Annotated in this window: 13 protein-coding genes; 7 read left to right on the forward strand and 6 right to left on the reverse strand. The window is 31.1% G+C overall.

All coding sequences use genetic code 11. From position 1 onward, the window contains the following. Positions 1–51 precede the first annotated feature (51 nt). Together HY951_12390 and HY951_12395 are read right to left on the reverse strand one after the other, a co-directional pair. Positions 52–1,794 (reverse strand): NAD-dependent malic enzyme, encoded by a 1,743-nt coding sequence (locus HY951_12390; protein MBI5540853.1) that lies wholly within the window; start codon positions 1,792–1,794, stop codon positions 52–54. A gap of 190 nt (positions 1,795–1,984) precedes the next feature. Next, positions 1,985–3,580: a YfcC family protein gene (locus HY951_12395; protein ID MBI5540854.1), complete on the reverse strand. Its 1,596-nt coding sequence runs from the start codon at positions 3,578–3,580 to the stop codon at positions 1,985–1,987. A gap of 97 nt (positions 3,581–3,677) precedes the next feature. Here HY951_12395 and HY951_12400 point away from each other — a divergent pair, with 97 nt between their 5' ends. Beyond that, a complete protein-coding gene (locus HY951_12400; protein ID MBI5540855.1) occupies positions 3,678–4,931 on the forward strand; it encodes an imidazolonepropionase in 1,254 nt (417 codons plus the stop codon). Here the strand turns inward: HY951_12400 and HY951_12405 are convergent, their stop codons facing one another. Continuing rightward, entirely contained in the window at positions 4,932–5,441 is a 510-nt protein-coding gene (locus HY951_12405) for a nitroreductase family protein (GenBank protein MBI5540856.1), read from the reverse strand. It lies immediately after the preceding gene. 165 nt (positions 5,442–5,606) lie between these two features. Between HY951_12405 and HY951_12410 the strand changes: the two genes are divergently transcribed. Genes HY951_12410 through HY951_12420 form a run of 3 tightly spaced genes read left to right on the forward strand, consistent with a single transcriptional unit; the run spans position 5,607 to position 10,510 of the window. Beyond that, positions 5,607–7,535, forward strand: coding sequence for a T9SS type A sorting domain-containing protein (locus HY951_12410; GenBank protein ID MBI5540857.1), 1,929 nt, complete (start codon positions 5,607–5,609; stop codon positions 7,533–7,535). Further along, positions 7,536–8,546: a DUF4421 family protein gene (locus tag HY951_12415; GenBank protein ID MBI5540858.1), complete on the forward strand. Its 1,011-nt coding sequence runs from the start codon at positions 7,536–7,538 to the stop codon at positions 8,544–8,546. It abuts the gene before it with no gap. Beyond that, positions 8,543–10,510, forward strand: coding sequence for a T9SS type A sorting domain-containing protein (locus HY951_12420; protein MBI5540859.1), 1,968 nt, complete (start codon positions 8,543–8,545; stop codon positions 10,508–10,510). The genes HY951_12415 and HY951_12420 overlap by 4 nt, the downstream gene beginning before the upstream one ends. A gap of 7 nt (positions 10,511–10,517) precedes the next feature. Here HY951_12420 and HY951_12425 read toward each other — a convergent pair whose 3' ends face one another. Further along, positions 10,518–12,557, reverse strand: a complete 2,040-nt coding sequence (locus tag HY951_12425) for a T9SS type A sorting domain-containing protein (GenBank protein MBI5540860.1) — start codon at positions 12,555–12,557, stop codon at positions 10,518–10,520. A gap of 209 nt (positions 12,558–12,766) precedes the next feature. Beyond that, on the reverse strand, positions 12,767–14,179 hold the full coding sequence (locus HY951_12430) for an alpha/beta fold hydrolase (GenBank protein MBI5540861.1): 1,413 nt from the start codon (positions 14,177–14,179) through the stop codon (positions 12,767–12,769). Between the two features lie 138 nt (positions 14,180–14,317). On the opposite strand from HY951_12430, the gene HY951_12435 reads away from it, so the two are divergent. The 3 genes from HY951_12435 to HY951_12445 are packed head-to-tail and all read left to right on the forward strand — an operon-like array spanning position 14,318 to position 17,457. Further along, positions 14,318–14,764, forward strand: a complete 447-nt coding sequence (locus tag HY951_12435; GenBank protein ID MBI5540862.1) for a hypothetical protein — start codon at positions 14,318–14,320, stop codon at positions 14,762–14,764. Positions 14,765–14,822: 58 nt separating this feature from the next. Continuing rightward, positions 14,823–17,066 carry a TonB-dependent receptor gene (locus tag HY951_12440; protein MBI5540863.1) on the forward strand — a complete coding sequence of 748 codons (2,244 nt, stop codon included), beginning with the start codon at positions 14,823–14,825 and terminating at the stop codon, positions 17,064–17,066. Positions 17,067–17,085: 19 nt separating this feature from the next. Then, complete coding sequence (locus HY951_12445) at positions 17,086–17,457, forward strand: heavy-metal-associated domain-containing protein (protein ID MBI5540864.1); 372 nt, start codon at positions 17,086–17,088, stop codon at positions 17,455–17,457. Between the two features lie 56 nt (positions 17,458–17,513). On the opposite strand, the gene HY951_12450 is transcribed toward HY951_12445, so the two are convergent. Continuing rightward, positions 17,514–19,922, reverse strand: a complete 2,409-nt coding sequence (locus HY951_12450) for a T9SS type A sorting domain-containing protein (GenBank protein ID MBI5540865.1) — start codon at positions 19,920–19,922, stop codon at positions 17,514–17,516. Between the last annotated feature and the right edge of the window lie 53 nt (positions 19,923–19,975).

Genomic DNA, 19,975 nt, shown 5'->3' on the forward strand with positions numbered 1-19,975 from the left:
AAGCGGGTATCTGAATTATTTTCAAATACCCGCTTTGGTTTTATTCTGAAATTACATTAGCGATGTAGATTCAGTATATGCTTTTCCTGGTCTGAAATTATAATATTTTGGGTACCATTGTGCCTTTCTAAGAATCTGATCATATTGCTCATCATCTATTAATCTGCCAAGACCAGCATCTCTTGCCTCAATTGCAACTCTTTTTGCAATATGAAATGACACTTCTCTTATGTTTTCAAATCCTGGTAAAAGTAGACCTTGTTTCATTTGCTCTTCTGTAACAAGATTACTTAATTCTTTACTCGCTGCTAAAAACATTTTATAGGTAACTTTTGGAGTTTTTGAAATTAATGCTCCAAGCCCTAATCCAGGAAAAATATACATATTGTTACATTGCGATGTATATATTTTACCATTTGGTCCATCCACAGGCTCAAAAGGACTTCCGCAAGCCATTAACCCTTTTCCGTTAGTTGCTTTAACCATATCAATTGGCGTACATTCACATTTTGATGTTGGATTTGAAAGCGCAAGTATTACAGGTCTTTCATCATTTTTAGCCATCTCAGAAAGTATTTCATGATTGAAGATACCTGTTTGTGCTGTAACACCTATTAAAACAGTTGCTTTAGAATTCTTAACTACATCTTTTAAATTAATTTTATTAGCATCTTCTAACTTCCAATTGCTAAGCTTTGATTTTTTCTGTGCAAACATTCTCATCTGAGGTTCAAGATCCGGCATATCATCAGTAATCAAGCCTTTTACGTCAATTGCGTATATTAATTCAGCTGCCTGTTCTTCTGTAAGACCTTCTTCTTTCAACATCTGCATTATGTTAAAAGCAATACCAGATCCTGCCTGACCCAAACCGACAATAATATATTTCTGCTGTTTAAATGTGGATTTTTTAATTCTCATAGCTGTCATCATTGCTGATAAAGCAATTGAACCTGTTCCCTGAATATCATCATTAAATGAAAGAATACGATCCTGATATCTTTCAAGTAAAGTAAATGCTTTATGTTTTGCGAAATCTTCCCATTGAAGTAATGCCTGTGGAAAATTACGTTTAACACCCAACACAAATTTTTCAATAAATTCATAATACTTTTCACCATCAAGTCTTTTTCTGTTCCAACCAAGGTATAATGGATCATTTAATAATCCTTCATTATTAGTACCTACATCAAGAGTAATTGGCAAACAACATGCAGGATGCAATCCACCGGCAGCAATATAAAGGTTAACTTTACCTACTGGAATACCCATGCCATCAGAACCTAAGTCGCCAAGACCAAGAATTCTTTCTCCATCAGTAACTACTATTAAAGATATTTGCGGAGAACTTATACTTTGAAAGATTTTATCAATATTTCTGATATTATCAGGATTTAAATAAATCCCTCTGTATTTTCGTGTTATATGACTAAGTTGTAAACATGCCTGACCTACAGTTGGTGTATAAACTATAGGTAACATTTCTTCAAGATGTTCTAAAAGTAATCTGTAAAAAAGAATTTCATTTCTGTTTAATAGAGCCTGTAAGAACACATATTTATCTATATCTGTTGGTTTTTTTAAATAATTTTCATAATTTCTCTTTAACTGAATATCAAGAGTTGATGTTTTGTATCTGAGCGAACCAATGATGTCAAGGCTATATCTTTCCTCATCAGAAAAAGCTGATGCCTTATTTAAAAATGGATCATTTACTAATTGTTGACCTCTTAAATAGACTTCCAGATATTCCTCGTGGGTTAATGGATCTACTTTAAAACTAAATGTTTTCATATAATAATAATTTAATTTTGAATATTATTTAATAATTTATTTCTTCAAAATTAACATTGAGAAAAACAAAAACATATGATTTAAAGCACAAGAGAATAGCTAAAATGTCAGTGTTTTAGGTAAAACATTCTGCTTAAAACTGAAGCTTATTAAAAATAACTAAATGTAATTTAGTAAATTATTAAATTTATTAAAATCCATTAAGCTTCATTAGTACAGTAGGTAATAAAAGTACAAATCCCAAAAAGAAAAGAATTATCATAAGAGGAAGCATCCATTTAAACCACTTACCATAAGGAATTTTTGCCATACTTAACACACCAAGCAATACTCCGCTAGTTGGAGTAATCATATTTGTAAACCCACCACCAAACTGGAATGCAGTTACAGCAGATTGTCTTGAAATACCTATTAAGTCGGAAAATTGTGACATTATTGGCATTGTAAGTGCTGCTTTTGCTGTTCCTGATGGGATAAATATATTTAGCATAGTTTCAATTAAATAAATCATACTTACAGAACCAACTTTTCCAAGATCTCTTAATGATTCAGCTGCTCCATAAAGAATAGTATCAATTATTTTTCCGTCATTTAAAATTACAATAATACCACCCGCAAGACCAACAACCAAAGCTGCTGACATTATATCTCTAGCACCTTCAAGGAAACTTTTAACAATTTCACCTGCACCAAAACCAAAAGCAATTCCTGATATAAGTCCCATAACAAGGAATAAAGTAGCAATTTCCATAACATACCATCCGTAACCCATTACACCAATTATGAGAAATAACATTGTAAACATCAGAATATTAAGTATGAAAAAATGCACTGACTTCCTCATGCTAAAAAAACTTGTAATAACATAAAGACCAGTAGTTATAGGTAAAATTGGCAAAACTGTAAACTTATCTCCAATAGATAACTTAGTTAACGGATATAAATAAGAAATATAAATTAATAGTGCAGATGACAGAATGAAAGCGATCCAACCACTAACAGGTGTTTTAAATTTTATTTCTTCGGATGATTCAAGATGTTTTGCTCGCCAATATTCATCTTCGTTGTACATTATAGAAAGTTTGGGATTCTTTTTAATTTTATTAGCATACCATAAAACAAAAGCAATTCCAATAGTTGAAATTACTATCCAACAAAAAAATCTATATTCAATACCTGAAAATAGTGGAATTTGTGAAATTCCCTGAGCAATACCAATTGTAAAAGGGTTTAGCAAGGCACCTGCAAATCCAAGGTGTGCTCCCAAATAACACATACAAACACCAACAATTGAATCATAACCCATTGAAATGGCAAGAGGAACAAATATGATAACAAAAGCAATAGTTTCTTCGCTCATGCCAAAAACTGCCCCAAATACACTAAATATAAGCATTATAATAACAATAAAAATATTATTAATACCTATCTTTTTAATGATTTTCCAGTTTTCAAGGTTTTTGGACGCTTTAAGAAATGACATTATTCCAATATCAATTGCTTTAGTACTGTTCATAATCCAAAATGCGCCACCAATTATAAGAATGAAAATAATAATATGAGCCTGTTTTTCGAAACCTGTAAAGAATGCAGAAAATATTTGCCAAGTCTGTGGCTGGTTTTCAGTATAGTGAAATGAATTATTTACAACAACTTCTCTGTCAATACCACTAACCTTAACGGTTTGACGTGTAAACTCACCACCGGGAATAATCCATGTAAGTATTGCTGCAAATATTATTATGCAAAAAACTATTACGTATGTATGCGGGATTTTCTTTAACATATTATTTAATTTGATAATTCACAAAAATAAGTTTTTGTATTTAATATTAATAGTTATTTTTGAACTGCTGTAAAAAAACATTATTTAACTGAGAATTATGAATTTTCTTGTAATTAACATTAAGGAATTAATTCAGGCGGAACCAAAATCACGACTAAAAGTTTGTGGAAAACAAATGTCAAAACTGCCGGTTATTAAAGATGCTTTTTTATATGTTGAGAGTGGTCGCATTATGGATTTTGGTCCAATGGAAGACATGAATATTAAGCGTGAGCGATACTTCTCAATGTCCAATAAAATTATTGATGCAACCGGTAAATATGTACTTCCTACCTGGTGCGATTCACATAGTCATATTGTTTATGCAGGCAGCAGAGAGAAAGAGTTTGTAGATAAAATTAAGGGACTTAGTTACGAAGAAATTGCAAAAAGAGGAGGAGGGATATTAAATTCTGCTAAGCTTATTCAGAAAACATCAGAAGATGATTTGTACGAACAATCAATGGTTCGTTTAAATGAAGTTATAAAACTTGGAACTGGTGCAATTGAAATTAAAAGCGGTTATGGCTTAAATACCGAAAGTGAATTAAAAATGCTTCGGGTAATTAGAAAGATGAAAGAAAATACCTGTGCAAAGATTAAAGCTACATTTTTAGGAGCACATGCTATTCCATTAGAATATAAAGAAAACAGCGAAGAATATATTGATTTACTTATTAACGAAATGATACCTGTTGTTGCAGGTGAGGATTTAGCCGATTTTATTGATGTATTCTGCGATAAAGGTTTTTTTACACCGGAGCAAACTGAAAGAATATTAATGGCAGGATTAAAACATGGATTACGTCCTAAAATTCATGCAAATGAATTAGCACTTTCAGGCGGAATTCAGGTTGGTGTTAAATATGGTGCATTATCTGTTGATCATATTGAGTACACAGGCGATGAAGAGATTGCATGCTTAATGGAATCTGATACTATGCCTACAATATTGCCCGGAGCTGCATTCTTTTTAAACATGCCTTTAGCTCCTGCACGTAAAATGATAGATGCCGGTTTGCCTGTTGCACTTGCTTCCGACTATAATCCGGGTTCATCTCCATCCGGAAATATGAATTTAATAATGTCCATGGGATGCATTAATTACAAAATGTTACCGGAAGAAGTTATACATGCTGTTACAGTTAATTCAGCATATGCTATGGGAGTTTCAGAACAATTAGGAACTATTTCATTAGGTAAGTCAGCAAGTTTTATTATAACTAAACCAATACCATCAATTGAATTTCTTCCATACTCGTTTGGGAGTAATGTTATAGATTCAGTTTATTTGAATGGGAAGTTGCAGTAACTACCAATTATTATAGTGTATTTTCTCTTTGTTAAATCTTTCTGGTATAGGTTTTTCTTCATTGTGATGGCCTATTGCTACAAGTGAGATGGGTGTAATGTTTTCTGGTAAATTAAATATTTTTCTCATGTCGGTAATTCTTTCTTGTCTTGGATATAACCCCAACCATACTGTTCCTAATCCAATTGAATGTGCTGCTAACAATATATTCTGAGTTGCTGCACAACAATCAACAACCTGATATCCTAATTCTGTTTGTATATCGTAATCTCCACAAACCATTATTGCAACCTGAGCTTGTGTTAACATTTTTGCATATGGATGCACAACAGATAATTTATCAAGCATTTCTCTTTCTGTAATTACCAAAAATTGCCATGGCTGATAATTATTTGCCGAAGGAGCATAAGATGCTGCCTTTAAAAGTTGTTCAATATCTTCTTTGCTTACAGGTTCACTGTTATATTTACGAATACTTCTTCGGCTTATTATACAATCGTATGCTTCCATTTATATTTTTTAATTATTGAATCCTTAATAGCAAAAGTAATAAATATCTTGTTTTAAGGCATTAATAAGTTTATTTAAAATATTTTCTTTTTTTTGCACCTTTCTTCAATTTTTGTAGTCTTGACTTTGAAAAAACTGTATCTTCATACTTTAAATTTAATAAAAATGAAAAATATTTTAACTATTACATTATCAATTCTAATCGTAAATTATTTATTCGGACAAAAAATTTCTGATTACCATAAACCCAATTTCGAAGATAAACACTTTGAAAACAAAATAATAGAAGCTAATAATCCTTTACTTGACAATTATGATGTAAAGTTTTATAAGATTGATATAAATGCTACAAATACTACAAAAGCGATTTCGGGAAATGGAACTGTAAATGCTGTAGTTGTTGGAAATCCAATGTCAACATTGGTTTTAGAATTAATTAATTCATTAACTGTTGACTCAGTATTTGTTAATAATGTAAAACTAATTTTCAGTCATGCTAATGATGAAATTACAGTAAATTTACCATCAGCATTGCCAGTTGGTTCTTCTTTTTCTTCAGTAGTTTATTATCATGGCACATCATCCGGAAATGGAATTAGAAATGGAAATTCACCAAGTTGGGGAAGTCAGATAACATGGACTTTGAGCGAGTCATATCATGCAAAAGACTGGTTTCCATGCAAACAAATTCTTTCAGATAAAGCAGATTCTGTTTATGTTTTTGTAACTTGTCCAAATACTTTAAAAGCTGGTTCAAATGGCTTATTGAAAGACGTAGTAGTAGTTCCAGGTAATAAATTAAGATATGAGTGGAAATCATATTATCCAATAAATTATTACTTACCAAGTATTGCTGTATCAAATTATCAGGAATATAATATTTATGCCCATCCTGCAGGAATTTCAGATTCTATATTAATTCAGAATTATTTGTATCCAAATAGTGGTTATCTTCCATATTTTCAAGATATCATTGATTTAACTCCTTCGTTTATTGAATTACTTTCTGACAAATATGGAATGTATCCTTTTAAAAATGAAAAATACGGGCATTGTACTGCTCCAATTGGGGGAGGAATGGAGCATCAGACCATGACTACACTCTCAAGTTTTAGTTTTGAATTAGTTATTCATGAGTTAGGGCATATGTGGTTTGGTGATAATGTAACTTGTTCTACATGGCAGGATATATGGGTAAATGAAGGGTTTGCAACTTACACACATTACATAGGTTTACAAAATTTAGAAACACAGGCAGCTGCCGATCAAATGATTATTACAACACAGGATGATGTTATGGCTTCTCCTGATGGAAGTCTTTACATTCCTATAGCTGATGTTTTTGATGAAGCTAGGATTTTTGATTATAGATTAACTTATGAAAAAGGAGCAGCTATAATTCATCAGATTCGGTTTATTTTAAATAATGACACTTTGTTTTTTAACATTCTGAAAAATTTTCAGCAAACATATGGTGGAAACGTTGCTTCTGCAACTGATTTTAAAAATATACTTGAAACTATATCAGGAATTGATTTTACAGATTATTTTAACCAATGGTACTATGGTGAAGGTTTTCCTACATACGATGTTGTATGGAGTCAACAATCAGGAAATGTAAGCCTCACTCTTGGTCAGACCACATCAATGCCTTTGATAACTCCGTTTTTTAAATTGCCTGTAGAAATTAAATTCTCATGGACAGGCGGAGATACAACTATAAGATTCAATAATACAGTTAATCAGCAACAATTTAATGTAAATATTCCGCACTCTATAACAAATTTACAGATAGATCCAAACAACTGGCTAACTGATGGAACTGCAAGTATTGCGTTAAATGTTTCTGATAATATAATTTTGAATAAAACTTTAAAAATATATCCTAACCCTGCCAAAGATTATATTGATATAACTACTGCAGGTGTGAGTTCAGAAATTCCTGTTGAAATAAGAGATGTAACAGGAAAAGTTGTTAGTAATTTTGTAATAAATTCAGATTATTCAAAAATAAATATTTCAAAATTAAATCAGGGTATGTATTTTATTTCTGGAAATAACATTACACCTGTAAAATTTATTAAAATGCAGTAAATGACGAGACTTTTTCTGATATTCTTTTTATCTATTATCATTTGTAATAACAATACAAATGCTCAGGACACTATTCCCAGGAACATAAAGAATGCTATTGACGAAAGATATATTGAGAAATATAACAATATACCAGCAGCATATTTAAGCATTTATGGAAAATATAATAATATCAGTTTGGTTGATCTTGATTCAGGCAGAACTCTTACCTACAAACCTAATATTTCATTAAGCTTTGGACCTGGTTTTGGATATAAATGGTTTGGAATAGATTTGTCGCTAATTTCCTTTGGCAAACTTGATGAGAATACTTATGGCAAAACAAAAAAAACTGACATTCAAAGTCATCTTTATTTAAAAAGATTTATTGCAGATTTTGTTTATCAGGATTATAAGGGTTTTTACCTTGACTCTGTTTTAAATAAAGATACCACCCGGAAAATATATAATCAAACAACAATCCGACCGGATATACAACAGCAAAGTCTTGGTGGTACATTTATGTATTTCACAAACTATAAAAGATTTTCATTTAAATCAACATTTTCTCAAACTGAATTTCAAAAGAAAAGTGCTGGTACCTGGGCATTCGGTGTAAATTTTCACATATTGTCAATTTCCGGTGATTCAAGTCTGGTAAGCCATTCGTTAAAAGCATTCTTTGATTCTACATCATATATTAAAAAAGTTTCATCTTATAATTTCGGTGTAGTAGGAGGGTATTTTCATACATTTACTTCAAAAAAATGGTTTGTAACAGTGTCACTACTAGGTGGTCTTGACAGTAAGAAAGAATTGTTTACTCTTGAAGATAATATTGAAAGAAAAGATACGATAAACCTCTCGGGAAGATTACAAGCCAGACTTGGTACAGGGTTTAACTTTAACAGAGTATATTTTGGTGTAAATATTATTGCTGATGGTTACTATTTTACCAATTCTAAACAGGAATATGGTACAGTAAGAATATATTTTGGATACAGGTTTACTCCTAAATTAAGTAAAACATGAAAATTAATTACTTTTTGATATCATTTATTTTGTTATCAAATTTATTATTTGCTCAGTATAGTGAACCTGATGCATATAAAACAATGATTAAGCCTGATTTTCGTACTGTATTAAAATCAGCTTCTTATTTACTAAATCAGTATGATCAAAAATTTATTCATATTGATATTTCTGCAAATGAATCTAATGTAGATATTTCAGGTAATGTAAAATACACATTGTTATCAAAAGTAAATTCTTTAGACACAATTTATTTTGAGCTCACTCAAAAGTTTACTGTTGATAGTATTCAGGTAAATTCACAACAAGCTACATTTTATTTTTCTAACGACACTTTACTTGCCTTTCCGTCAATTCCAATTTCACAAAATAGTTTATTAACGGTACAAATTTGGTATCACAGAATACCGGGTGCATCTGTAAACTGGAATTCAGGTTTAAAAAACACACATGATGGGGTATATAATCAGGATATTACCTGGACACTTTCAGAATCATTTCATTTAAATGACTGGGTACCTTGCAAGCAAGATTTAACAGACAGATTAGATTCTGCATGGATTTTTGTAACAGTTGACAGTTCATTAAAAGCCGGGTCGAACGGAATACTTTCACAAATAACGCATTTAACAAATGGTAAACTAAGATATGAGTGGAAAGAACATCATCCTATTGTGTATTATTTGTTATCAATTGCTGTAGGAAAATATAATGAATATAATATTTATGCTCATCCCGCTAATTCACCCGACAGTATTTTAATTCAGAATTATATTTATAATAGTCCGCAGTTTTTGATTGATAACTCATGGCAATTTTCTAAAATGGTTCCCATATTTGAACTTTATTGTGATAAATTCGGACCATATCCCTGGGCTGATGAAAAATTCGGACATGCTTTGTGCCCTGTTGGTGGAGGAATGGAACATCAAACAATGACAACCTTAGGACATTTAAGCCCGGATTTAGTTGCACACGAGCTGACTCATCAATGGTTTGGCGACAAAATAACATGTGCCAGCTGGCAGGATATTTGGGTTAATGAAGGATTTGCTTCATACGGAGAATATATTTTTCATCAGAATTTAGAATCTCAGGCTAACGCTGATGGTTTTATGTATTATTGCCATACACTTGCTAAGCAAAAGCCATTTCAGAGTGTATATATACCATTTTCTGAAGCCTGGGACGAAAATAGAATATTCAGCCCTTATTTAAGTTATAAAAAGGGTGCTGCAATTATTCACATGCTAAGATATTTGAGCAATACAGATTCTTTGTTCTTTGTTGCTTTAAAACAAATGCAGGCTCAATATGCCGACAGCGTATTAACCGGAGCCGATGTTAAAAATATTTTTGCAGCTGTTAACGGAAAAAGTTTCGACGATTTTTTTAATCAATATTATTATGGTGAAGGTTATCCTATCTATAAAATTGTATGGCAACAAGATTCTATTATTAATGGTTATGGCGATTTAAAAGTAAAACTAGAACAACACGGAAGTTTTGCAAGTAATAATTTATTTACAATCCCTGTTGAATTAAAAATTTATACAAATTCTGATTCTGTAACAACAGTTATAAACCCTACTCAAAATGTGCAAACTTTTAATATAAACGTCAATAATAAAAGGGTTAATAGCATTATTTTCGACCCCAATAACTGGGTATTGGATAGTTTGTTAAGTATAACACAAGAAGTACCTACTACAGTAATGGATGATTTTTTTATTTCAATTTATCCAAACCCTGTATCAGAAAATATTTATTTTAAATACTCAGGAACTGATGGGTTTAAAGGAAATTTAAGGCTACTTGACCTATCAGGGAGAGAGGTACTTTACCATCAAATAAATTCTAAATTAGAAGTTATTCCTTTAAAAAATATTAAACCAGGAATGTATTTATCAGAAATTACCGGTAATCATATAACATTTGTCAGAAAAATGGTGATTATAAAGTAAAGTGTAATTATTCTTTTACAATTTTCTTATATTCAATATTTTTTCCGTTATTAATTTTTAATAAATAAACGCCTGCTTTAAGGTCTGTTGTTCTTACAATAGTTTTTTCAGTAAAAATTCCTTTGATAACAGTTTGTCCCATTAAATTTAAAATCTCATAGTTTAATTTATCATTATTCTCTTTAATTTCAATTGTTAATTCATTTGTTACAGGATTTGGATAAGCAGAAACTTTATTTTCTGAAATATTTGAATAATTTATTTCAGTTGGACAATGAAAAACTGCTTCAAGTATTTCGTCTTTACCATGACTAAGCCCTATACGAGTAGGTGTTACAATTGAATCAATTTTCACTCCATTACGTTGCTGTTGGTAACCATCTTCGTAATACCACCCAAGTGAAGTAAAATATGTTATTATACCACCAGGTAATGTAACGATGCTTATATTGCCGTCAGCACCAGCTGTTTGAGTTCCGATTACTTTTGAATTTGGGAAATAGCTTAAATACTGGCATGTGTATTCAGCCTGACTTTGTGTTTCCTGATTAACCAATAAGTATATATCACCATTATAAGGATTCAAGTTAGACCAATTGCCAATATTTGAACCATCATCAAAAACATTATACCAACCAGGCATATAATACTTATTAGGTAAATTAGTTAGTGATGGTTCAAAAAATTTTGCACTTAAAGTAGGAGAAGGAAATAATAATGGAGCCAAATCCCATAAAGTTCCATTAGGATAATTTCGAATATCAAAAATTATAGCTGGTGCATTTTGAAAAGTTGTATACATACCATTTACTTCAGATGATTGTAGTTTACCCATATCAACATACCCATATCCACAATTCGTAAAAAAATAGGAGGTTGAATTTCCATTATTATATATCCAATTATACCAATAACTAATAAACATTGACCTTGCTATGGTTACAGAATACAGATTATTTGTGCTATCCAAAAATGTACATAATACACCTGAACTTTCTGTTCCACGTAACATTTGAGAATATGCATCCCTATAAAATGCAGCTGGGGTTGAAGATGGGACAAAATCAGATAATGAATCTTCAATATTTTTAATTCCAATTCCTTTAATAGAAGTAAGAATATCTCCAATATGAACGCCTGGTATATTTTGTAGCTTTGTTACAACACAATTTGTATCAATTCTTGTAAAATAAATAGGTGGCATGTATGATCCACCCCAGAATGTATTTTCTAATATATTACTTGAAGTAAATCCATGAGAATCATTGATTTTTGTAACTAATTTTAAAAAAGTTTTATGGAAGTCTGCTGTTAATGAAACTTGTCGTATTTTGGGAATAAACTCATAAAGAGTACTATCCCAAGATTGATCCATAATGTTTTTAAATGGATGAAAATAGTTTATTACATTCCAATAATAAAACATAATTGCTAGTCGGTTAGCTTTATTTTGGGAACTTCCCAACAATATCATACTATCATTACTAAAGTCAATCAAACCAAAATTATTTGAGTTAGAATAATCATTATATTTAATAAAACATGTGGAAGTATCCGGATGAATATATAATGTAAAAGTATCTAAGAAATTTCTAACAGATTGTGAAAGTACTGTATCAGTAATCCAAGAATTATTAAAATTAAGATTAGTGTCAGGCAGAATACTAGAATTTGGTAAATTAGTATTATTACCAACCTTATTAAACATAACCATTAAGCTATTATTAAAATCTAAATTGCTCGTAGAGTTTAAAACCTGATTTATCGTAGTATTTAAAAGTGTGTCCCACTTTAGTGTGCATTTATTTTGATGGAAATACTTAAAATACCCCCATATTTTGCACAAACGATAAAGACGACCATTGATATCATCGGGAATTTGTTGTAATTCACTTTTAGTTACTTTATTTATTTGAACTACTTTTCCTGTTAGTATTGAACTTTGAAAATTTCGAGATTTATTAACGTTTGTATTAATTAGCAATCGTTGTGCAGAAGCAATATTAAATGCAAATAATACGATTAAAATAAGTTTAAATAATTTCATAATTATATTCTGAATTTATACAAGATAATTGTATGTGAAATTATATTTTGAAAATAGAAAAAACAACCTTAAATTTATTAACAAAACATATAAGTCTCCTAACAAAATTCAATATTGAACAAAATGTAATTTTATAAATAATATCATTATTGTCAGTTGTGTTTTTTTACACCACAAGTTTATGTAATTAAAAACTGTTTTCTTTAAAATTATGGCGTTACAACATTTTTCTGTAGCCAGTCATTTATAATTTCAAGTACATCAGGTGCAAATGTTTCTTCAATTTCGTTATATTCTGAAGGGGCTCCGGTAGTTGCAGTCTGAAATAAATGATTTTTATTTTCAATTAGTTTAATGGTAAAATTTTTATTATTGGATTTTGTTAAGGAGGATTTTATTCCCTCAAGATTTTCAATGGCGCTTACCTGTGTATCTTTTGTTCCGTTAATTGCCAAAACAGGACATTTAACTTTTGAAAGATAATCATCAGGATTAAACGCGATAAAATAGCGAAACCATGGCGATAATAATGTGAAAGTCTGTGCCTGTACACTAGATTCGGTAATACCTTTTTGCTTTAATAATAAAGAATCTTTTCCATTAAAAAGAGGTTTATATAATTCTTTAATTTTTTCTTTAGCAATTATATTATCTGCATTTTCATTTATAACCTGATAAATTTTTTCTGAAAGTTCAACATTTTCATTTATTTCAGCAGTGGTTTGAGTTGTATCTGTAGCAGAAACCATTTTTATCTGTAGCTTCATTAGTTCTGTAATTTTAATTCCTGGTCCGGCTAAAAGAACAATAAAACTTATTTTTTTATTTTTTGCAGCAACAATGGGAGCTATCATTCCACCTTCGCTATGTCCCATTAAACCAATTTTATTTTTATCAATTTCAGCAACATTCTGCAATGTGTTAAATGCAGCTTCTGCATCTGTAGCAAAATCAAGAGTTGTTGCAGTAGAAAAAACACCACCCGACTTACCAATACCTCTGTCGTCGTACCTAAAAACTGCGATACCATTCTTTGTAAGATAATCGGCAATTACAAGAAATGGTTTATGTCCAAGAATTTCTTCATTACGGTTTTGTGGTCCGCTACCGGATATTAAAATTACAGCAGGAAATGGTCCTTTACCTTTTGGCTGAGTAAGAGTACCCGATAATTTTATATCTGCTTTTTTATTCTCAAATGTAATTTCTCTTTCTTCATAAGTGAATGGTGCCTTAGGTTCTTGAGGTCTGCGAATTACCGGAATACTATCAACTTTATAAAAACTTAAATCGGTAACATAACTTCCTTGTTTCCAAATTCCGGTTAAATTATTGTCTTTTCTCTTTCCTTTATATGAAGCACTTAGCTTTTTTAGTTTAAGAAAAACAGAATCATCAGAAAACTTAATTTCGTCAACTTTAATGTTATTTGCTCCCTGATCGGGACTTTCCATGTGGGCTTTAATACTATCAGTTTCAATATTATTTATAACAATAATTAACCTGAGATTTATTCCATTGTTGTTTAACTTACCCAACCATATTTCATTATTATTTTGTGAATAAATAAACGTAGAAATAATTGTAATCAGCAGTATTATAATAAGTTTTTGTAGTTTCATAATTAAAATTTTATAACATAAATTTAGTTTTATTTTTAAGATTTTAGCTTAAAAAAATAATTGTTAATTTATTTAAAATAAGCATTAAACTTTTAAAGTAATTGCAAGTCTAACCGACAATTTTAGTAATTTTGTAAAATGAAGTTTTATAATAAAATATCTGTAATCATTATTTCGATAATTTTAATTTTATCGAGTACAGGTATCTTATTAATTCATCACCATTGCGATCATTGTAAAACCGATGACTGGCATTTATTTTCATCAATAAATTGTAAAGGTGATATTTTTGAACCTGAATGTTGTTCTGAAAATGAGAATAAACATTGTTCAGACTCTGAATGTACTGATATCACAGAAGAAACACCATGTTGTTCAAACGATGGTTTGTTTTTTAAAATTGGTCTTTTCAATTCATGTAATGAAATTTCCGACATACACTTTCAAACAGAAATTGATATTATTTCAAATAATGAGATATTCATTGAAAAGTTAAAATCTTCTTCAGATTTTATTTTTTCAGACAATTCCCCGCCAAAACTATTTAAACAAATTTATCTTATTAATAATTCCTTCCTAATCTGATTGCCGTCTCATTAACAATCAGCTTTCTACATTTTATTTAATTTTTTATTTTAAAATTATGAGACGGAAATTTCTTATTTTTTCTTTTTTAATTTTGTTGTTTAATTTTTCTTCTTACTCCCAAAAATATTTAAAAGGAGTTGTTTACGAAAAAGAAAAAAATGGCGAACAAACAAAATTTACACCATTACCTTCAGCTAGTGTTGTTTGGAAGGGTACAACAAATGGCACAGTAACAGATGTAAATGGTAAATTCAAATTAGTTAAGCCTAACATTAAGCCGCTTTACTTAATAGTTAGTTATGTAGGCTACAAAACAGATACATTAAGAGTTAGCGAAAGCGAATCAGAAATTAATATTGTACTTCAGGAATCAAATGTTTTATCTGAAGTAGAAATAAGTGCACGTAAAGAAGCCGAATATATTGATAAATTAAGTGCAATTAAAACTGAAGTTATTTCAACTGCAGGCTTACAAAGATTGGCTTGTTGTAATTTATCCGAAAGCTTTGAGGGAAGTGGAACTGTAGATGTTTCTTTTTCTGATGCAGTAACTGGTGCAAAACAAATTCAGATGCTTGGATTAGCTGGAATATATAGTCAGATGATGGCTGAAAATGTTCCAATGATAAGAGGTTTAGCTGCACCATTTGGTTTGTCTTATGTTCCGGGAACTTGGATGGAATCTATTCAGGTTTCAAAAGGTACATCATCAGTAATAAACGGATACGAATCAATTACAGGACAAATAAATGTTGAATTTAAAAAACCTACAAAAAGCGAGAAACTTCATGTAAATATGTATGGTAATAATGAAGGAAAGGGAGAAATAAATATTTACAGTGCCCAGAAGATTAGCCCCAAACTTTCTACTATGACAATGCTACATGGCGAGATGCAGGCTTTAAAAGGTGATATGAATAAAGATTCATTTATTGATTTACCATTAAGCAAACAATTTAATATTTATCATAGATGGGACTACGAAGTTGAAGGTAAATTCTGTAATCAGTATGGATTAAAAGTTATGTATGATGATAGGTTAGGAGGGCAGATGAATTTTAACCCATTAACTGATAAAGGAAGTACAAGCTCTTATGGAGTTGGTGTTACAACACAAAGATATGAGTTGATTGCAAAGCATGGTTTCTTTTTACCAAAGCCGGGTACAAGTATTGGTATTCAAACAGTAGGTTCTTACCACAAACAGGATTCATATTTTGGCTTAAATGAATATGAGGGCAGTCAAAAAAGTTTTTATGGAAATATTATTTATCAAACAATAATTGGAACTTCCGATCATAAACTTAGTCTGGGTGGTAGTTATATGTATGACGGTTATGATGAACATGTTCAGGTATCAACATTAGACACAAATTTTAAAGTTAACGAAAGTGTTCCGGGCGCATTTGTTCAATACACTTATGATCATAATAAAATCTGGTCATTAATTGCAGGTTTCAGAGCAGATTATCATTCCACATATGGTACCTTTTTAACACCCAGAATTCACTTTAAGTACAATTTATCTGAAAATTCTGCAATTAGAATTTCAGGAGGAAAAGGATATAGAAGCCCACATTCTATTGCCGAAAACGTAGGTTTACTGGCGTCTTCCAGACAATGGGTTTTTACTGAAGAACTAAAAGCAGAGGAAGCATGGAATTATGGAATTAGCTATACACAGGATATTCGTCTGGCTGATGAAAAGAAAATTTCGCTAAGCCTAGATGCATTCAGAACGGATTTTATTAATCAGGTTATTGTTGATATAGATAGCGATTTAAGAAAAGTAATATTATCAAATTTAGATGGACAAAGTTTTAGCAATAGTTTTCAGGCTAACATTACATTTAAAGTTATTAAGCAGTTAGAATTTTCATTAATAGGCAGGTATAATGACGTTAAGCAAACCTATGAAAAAATGTTAATGCAAAAACCAATGGTAAGTCCGTATAAAGGTTTAATAACTGCTTCGTATTCAACAAAACACGAAAAATGGTCATTTGATATAACAAATCAGTTTATTGGAAAAACCAAATTGCCTGCAACAAATACTAACCCTGTAGAACATCAAATGTCCAGTACTGCTCCAGCTTACTATATTTTACATGCTCAGATTACAAAAAGATTTAAGCATATTGATATTTATGTAGGGGGTGAGAATTTAACAAATTTCACACAAATGCATTCTATTATTTCGGCCTCCGATCCTTTTGGTCAGTATTTTGATTCTTCAATGATTTGGGGTCCGATTATTGGAAGAATGTTTTATGCAGGTTTACGTTTAAAAATTCATTAATCAATTAAATAAATTTATCATGAAAAAATCAGCTTTTATTTTTGCGTTTTTAACGCTTTTCGTATTTACAAATTGTGCAGTGGCACAAAAAACTGCCGAAATTAAAATTAAATCTTCTGCTCAATGTGGAATGTGTAAAGACAGAATAGAGAAAGCTATGTCTTATGAAGCAGGTATAGTAAGCTCAAGTCTTGACCTTACAACAAAGGATGTTACTGTAATTTATAAACCAAATAAAACTAATCCTGACAAAATAAGAATAGCTTTATCTAAAATTGGCTATAAGGCTGATGATTTTAAAGCTGATCCAATTGCATATGAAAGTTTACCAGCCTGCTGTAAATTACCTGAGGAGGGAAAAAAAACTGACCATAAAGGTTGCCAGCATTAACAAATAAAAAAACCGCTCTTTTGAAGCGGTTTTTTTATTTAAGTATTTTTGATTAACTACTTAATCAAATTAATTTTCTTGTTAATAACCTGATTTTCGGTAATTACTTTAATCAAATAAGTACCATTTGTTAGGTTAGAAATATCAATAGTATTTGTATTAGCTTTTTCAGCTACTTTATTACCAACTATGTCATAAACTTCAATAGTAGCATTATTAACTCTACTAACTTTAATTGCTCCAAAAGTTGGGTTAGGATATACACTTACAGATTTTGCAAATTCTGATTCATTAATTGAAGTAATATTATCAATTGTAATATCATCTAAATAGAAAGCAGCTCCGTCTGTACCAACATATTCAAATGCAAATTGGAAATAACTTGCAGCAGCATAAGCAGCTAATGAAATAGTTGTATCATAATATGTCCAATCTGTGAAAGTAGCAGGCTCAGTCCATAATGTAGTCCAAGTTGTACCATCAGTTGTACCTTTTAAAAACATATTATAATTATCATTTGGTGTTACACCCCAATAATAACTCATATTCCAGAAGAAAGTAATTTGAGGAGCAGAAAGAGATGAAAAATTAAAAACTGGAGATTTTATCCATTGATCTTGTGGAGCAGGAACTGGATCGTAATCAATTTCTACGTCATTTGTACCACCATTAGGTGAAGCAGTTCCTAAAGCCCATGTTTCAACACCTGGAAGTCCAGTAATTGTGTAACAAGCTATACCTGATTCAAAACCATCAACCCATGGGAATGTATTAACTACATCACAAGCTGTGTTAAATGCAAATGGACCAACCCATGTACTTGTAGTACCACCGCAGTCAGCCTGAACATAATATTCATATGATGTACCAACTGTTAAGCCACTTAATGTATAAGGATGTGCTGTAACAGCAACAATAGTTCCTGTTCCAATAGCAAAACCTGGTAAACCATACTGTACATTCCATGCAGTTTCTGTTCCACCATTTGTCCAGTTTAAAGAAGCTGAAGTTGTTGTTGTTGTTCCAACGCTTAATGCAGTTGGGAACATACAAGCAGGAGGTGTACAACTACTAGTAAATGTAAAGAATGAACCAGCTGTAGGAGATGCTGTAGCTACAAAGGTAATTAATGTAACTCCAAATGGATCTTTTAATGTAAAACCACATTCTTCAGGATATAAACCATCTGTCCAGATTAATTCAATAGAAGCAGCATCACAGATATTTACAGTTTGATTTCCTGCTGTACCAGCAGCAAGTGTAAATTGTCCCATTGATACTCCGTTTTGAATTACTTCAACAGATGCACCATTCCAACCATCACCATAACTATCAGCAAATTCCAAAACATATCCGCATTGATTAGCAATTGGACAAGCTAATGTTGAGAATGTAAATGGACCAGCCCATAAACTTTGTGAACCACCACAATCAGATTGTACATAAAAATCATAAGTAGTATTAGCAGTTAATCCAGCTAAAGCATAAGGATTAGTTGTTGTTCCGTTTACTGCTGTACCTGCACCTTGAGTAAATCCTGTAACACCGTACTCAATATTCCAGGTTGTTGCTGTACCAATTTCTGTCCAACCTAAAGAAGCTGAAATATCAGTAATATTAGTTACAGCAAGAGTAGTTGGGAATGGACAAGTAGCAGCTACTTCAGTACCATAAACTTCAAATGGTAAGCCAACGCCATTAGTACCATCCAATAAATTACCCCATGCACCAGCACCAATTTTTTGTTTTGCATTTCCGGTAATTGCCTGACCAGTAATAGTTATAGGGTTAGCCCATGGACCTGAAGTTAAACTACCAGCTGATGCCCACTGAATCCAGTAAGCTCCACCATTTAAAACAATAGCAGGAACATTTACAACATTTCTCATAATAGGACGTGTAGCGCCAGTTAAAGTATTTGCTCTGTAGCATCCTGAGAATACAGTGCGTGATAATACATTAGTTGTTGTATCACCCCAAACAATAGTACTTGTTGGCAAACTTGGATCACCATCCCAGATTGCAACATGAACTGCTGTAAAAGTTGAAGTTAATGTACTATTAGTTTGATAAGAATAAAAAACTAATGAGTCTATTGTCCAGCTTGTTGCATTAATTAAAACATCTTCAGCAACGTGAGCAAAAGTTGCAATATTATGACCAAAACCGTAATTTGTAAGCGGAGCAGCTAACATACTTACATCACCACCAGCAGGACCTGTACCAATATCAGTTCTGAATGGTCCGTTACTGTATAATAAAGCTTTTGAATCACTTGTTGAAAAATCAGGTGATGTTACAGAATTATGTGAAGTTCTGATTACTGATGAAATAGAACTTGCTTTTCCGTCATGTGATAAGTTTTGCTTTTTTGCAACAGGAGTTTTAGTCCCTTGCCCAAAAGCAATAGAACCTGAAAAGGTTATTGCAACTGCAAATAAAAATAAATGTTTAAATTTTCTCATAATTGATTTGATTTGATTAATAATGCAAAATTAAAGCTAAAAAAGATATTTAC

It is taken from the genome of Bacteroidia bacterium (assembly GCA_016218155.1).
Taxonomy (GTDB): Bacteria; Bacteroidota; Bacteroidia; order Bacteroidales; family GWA2-32-17; genus GWA2-32-17.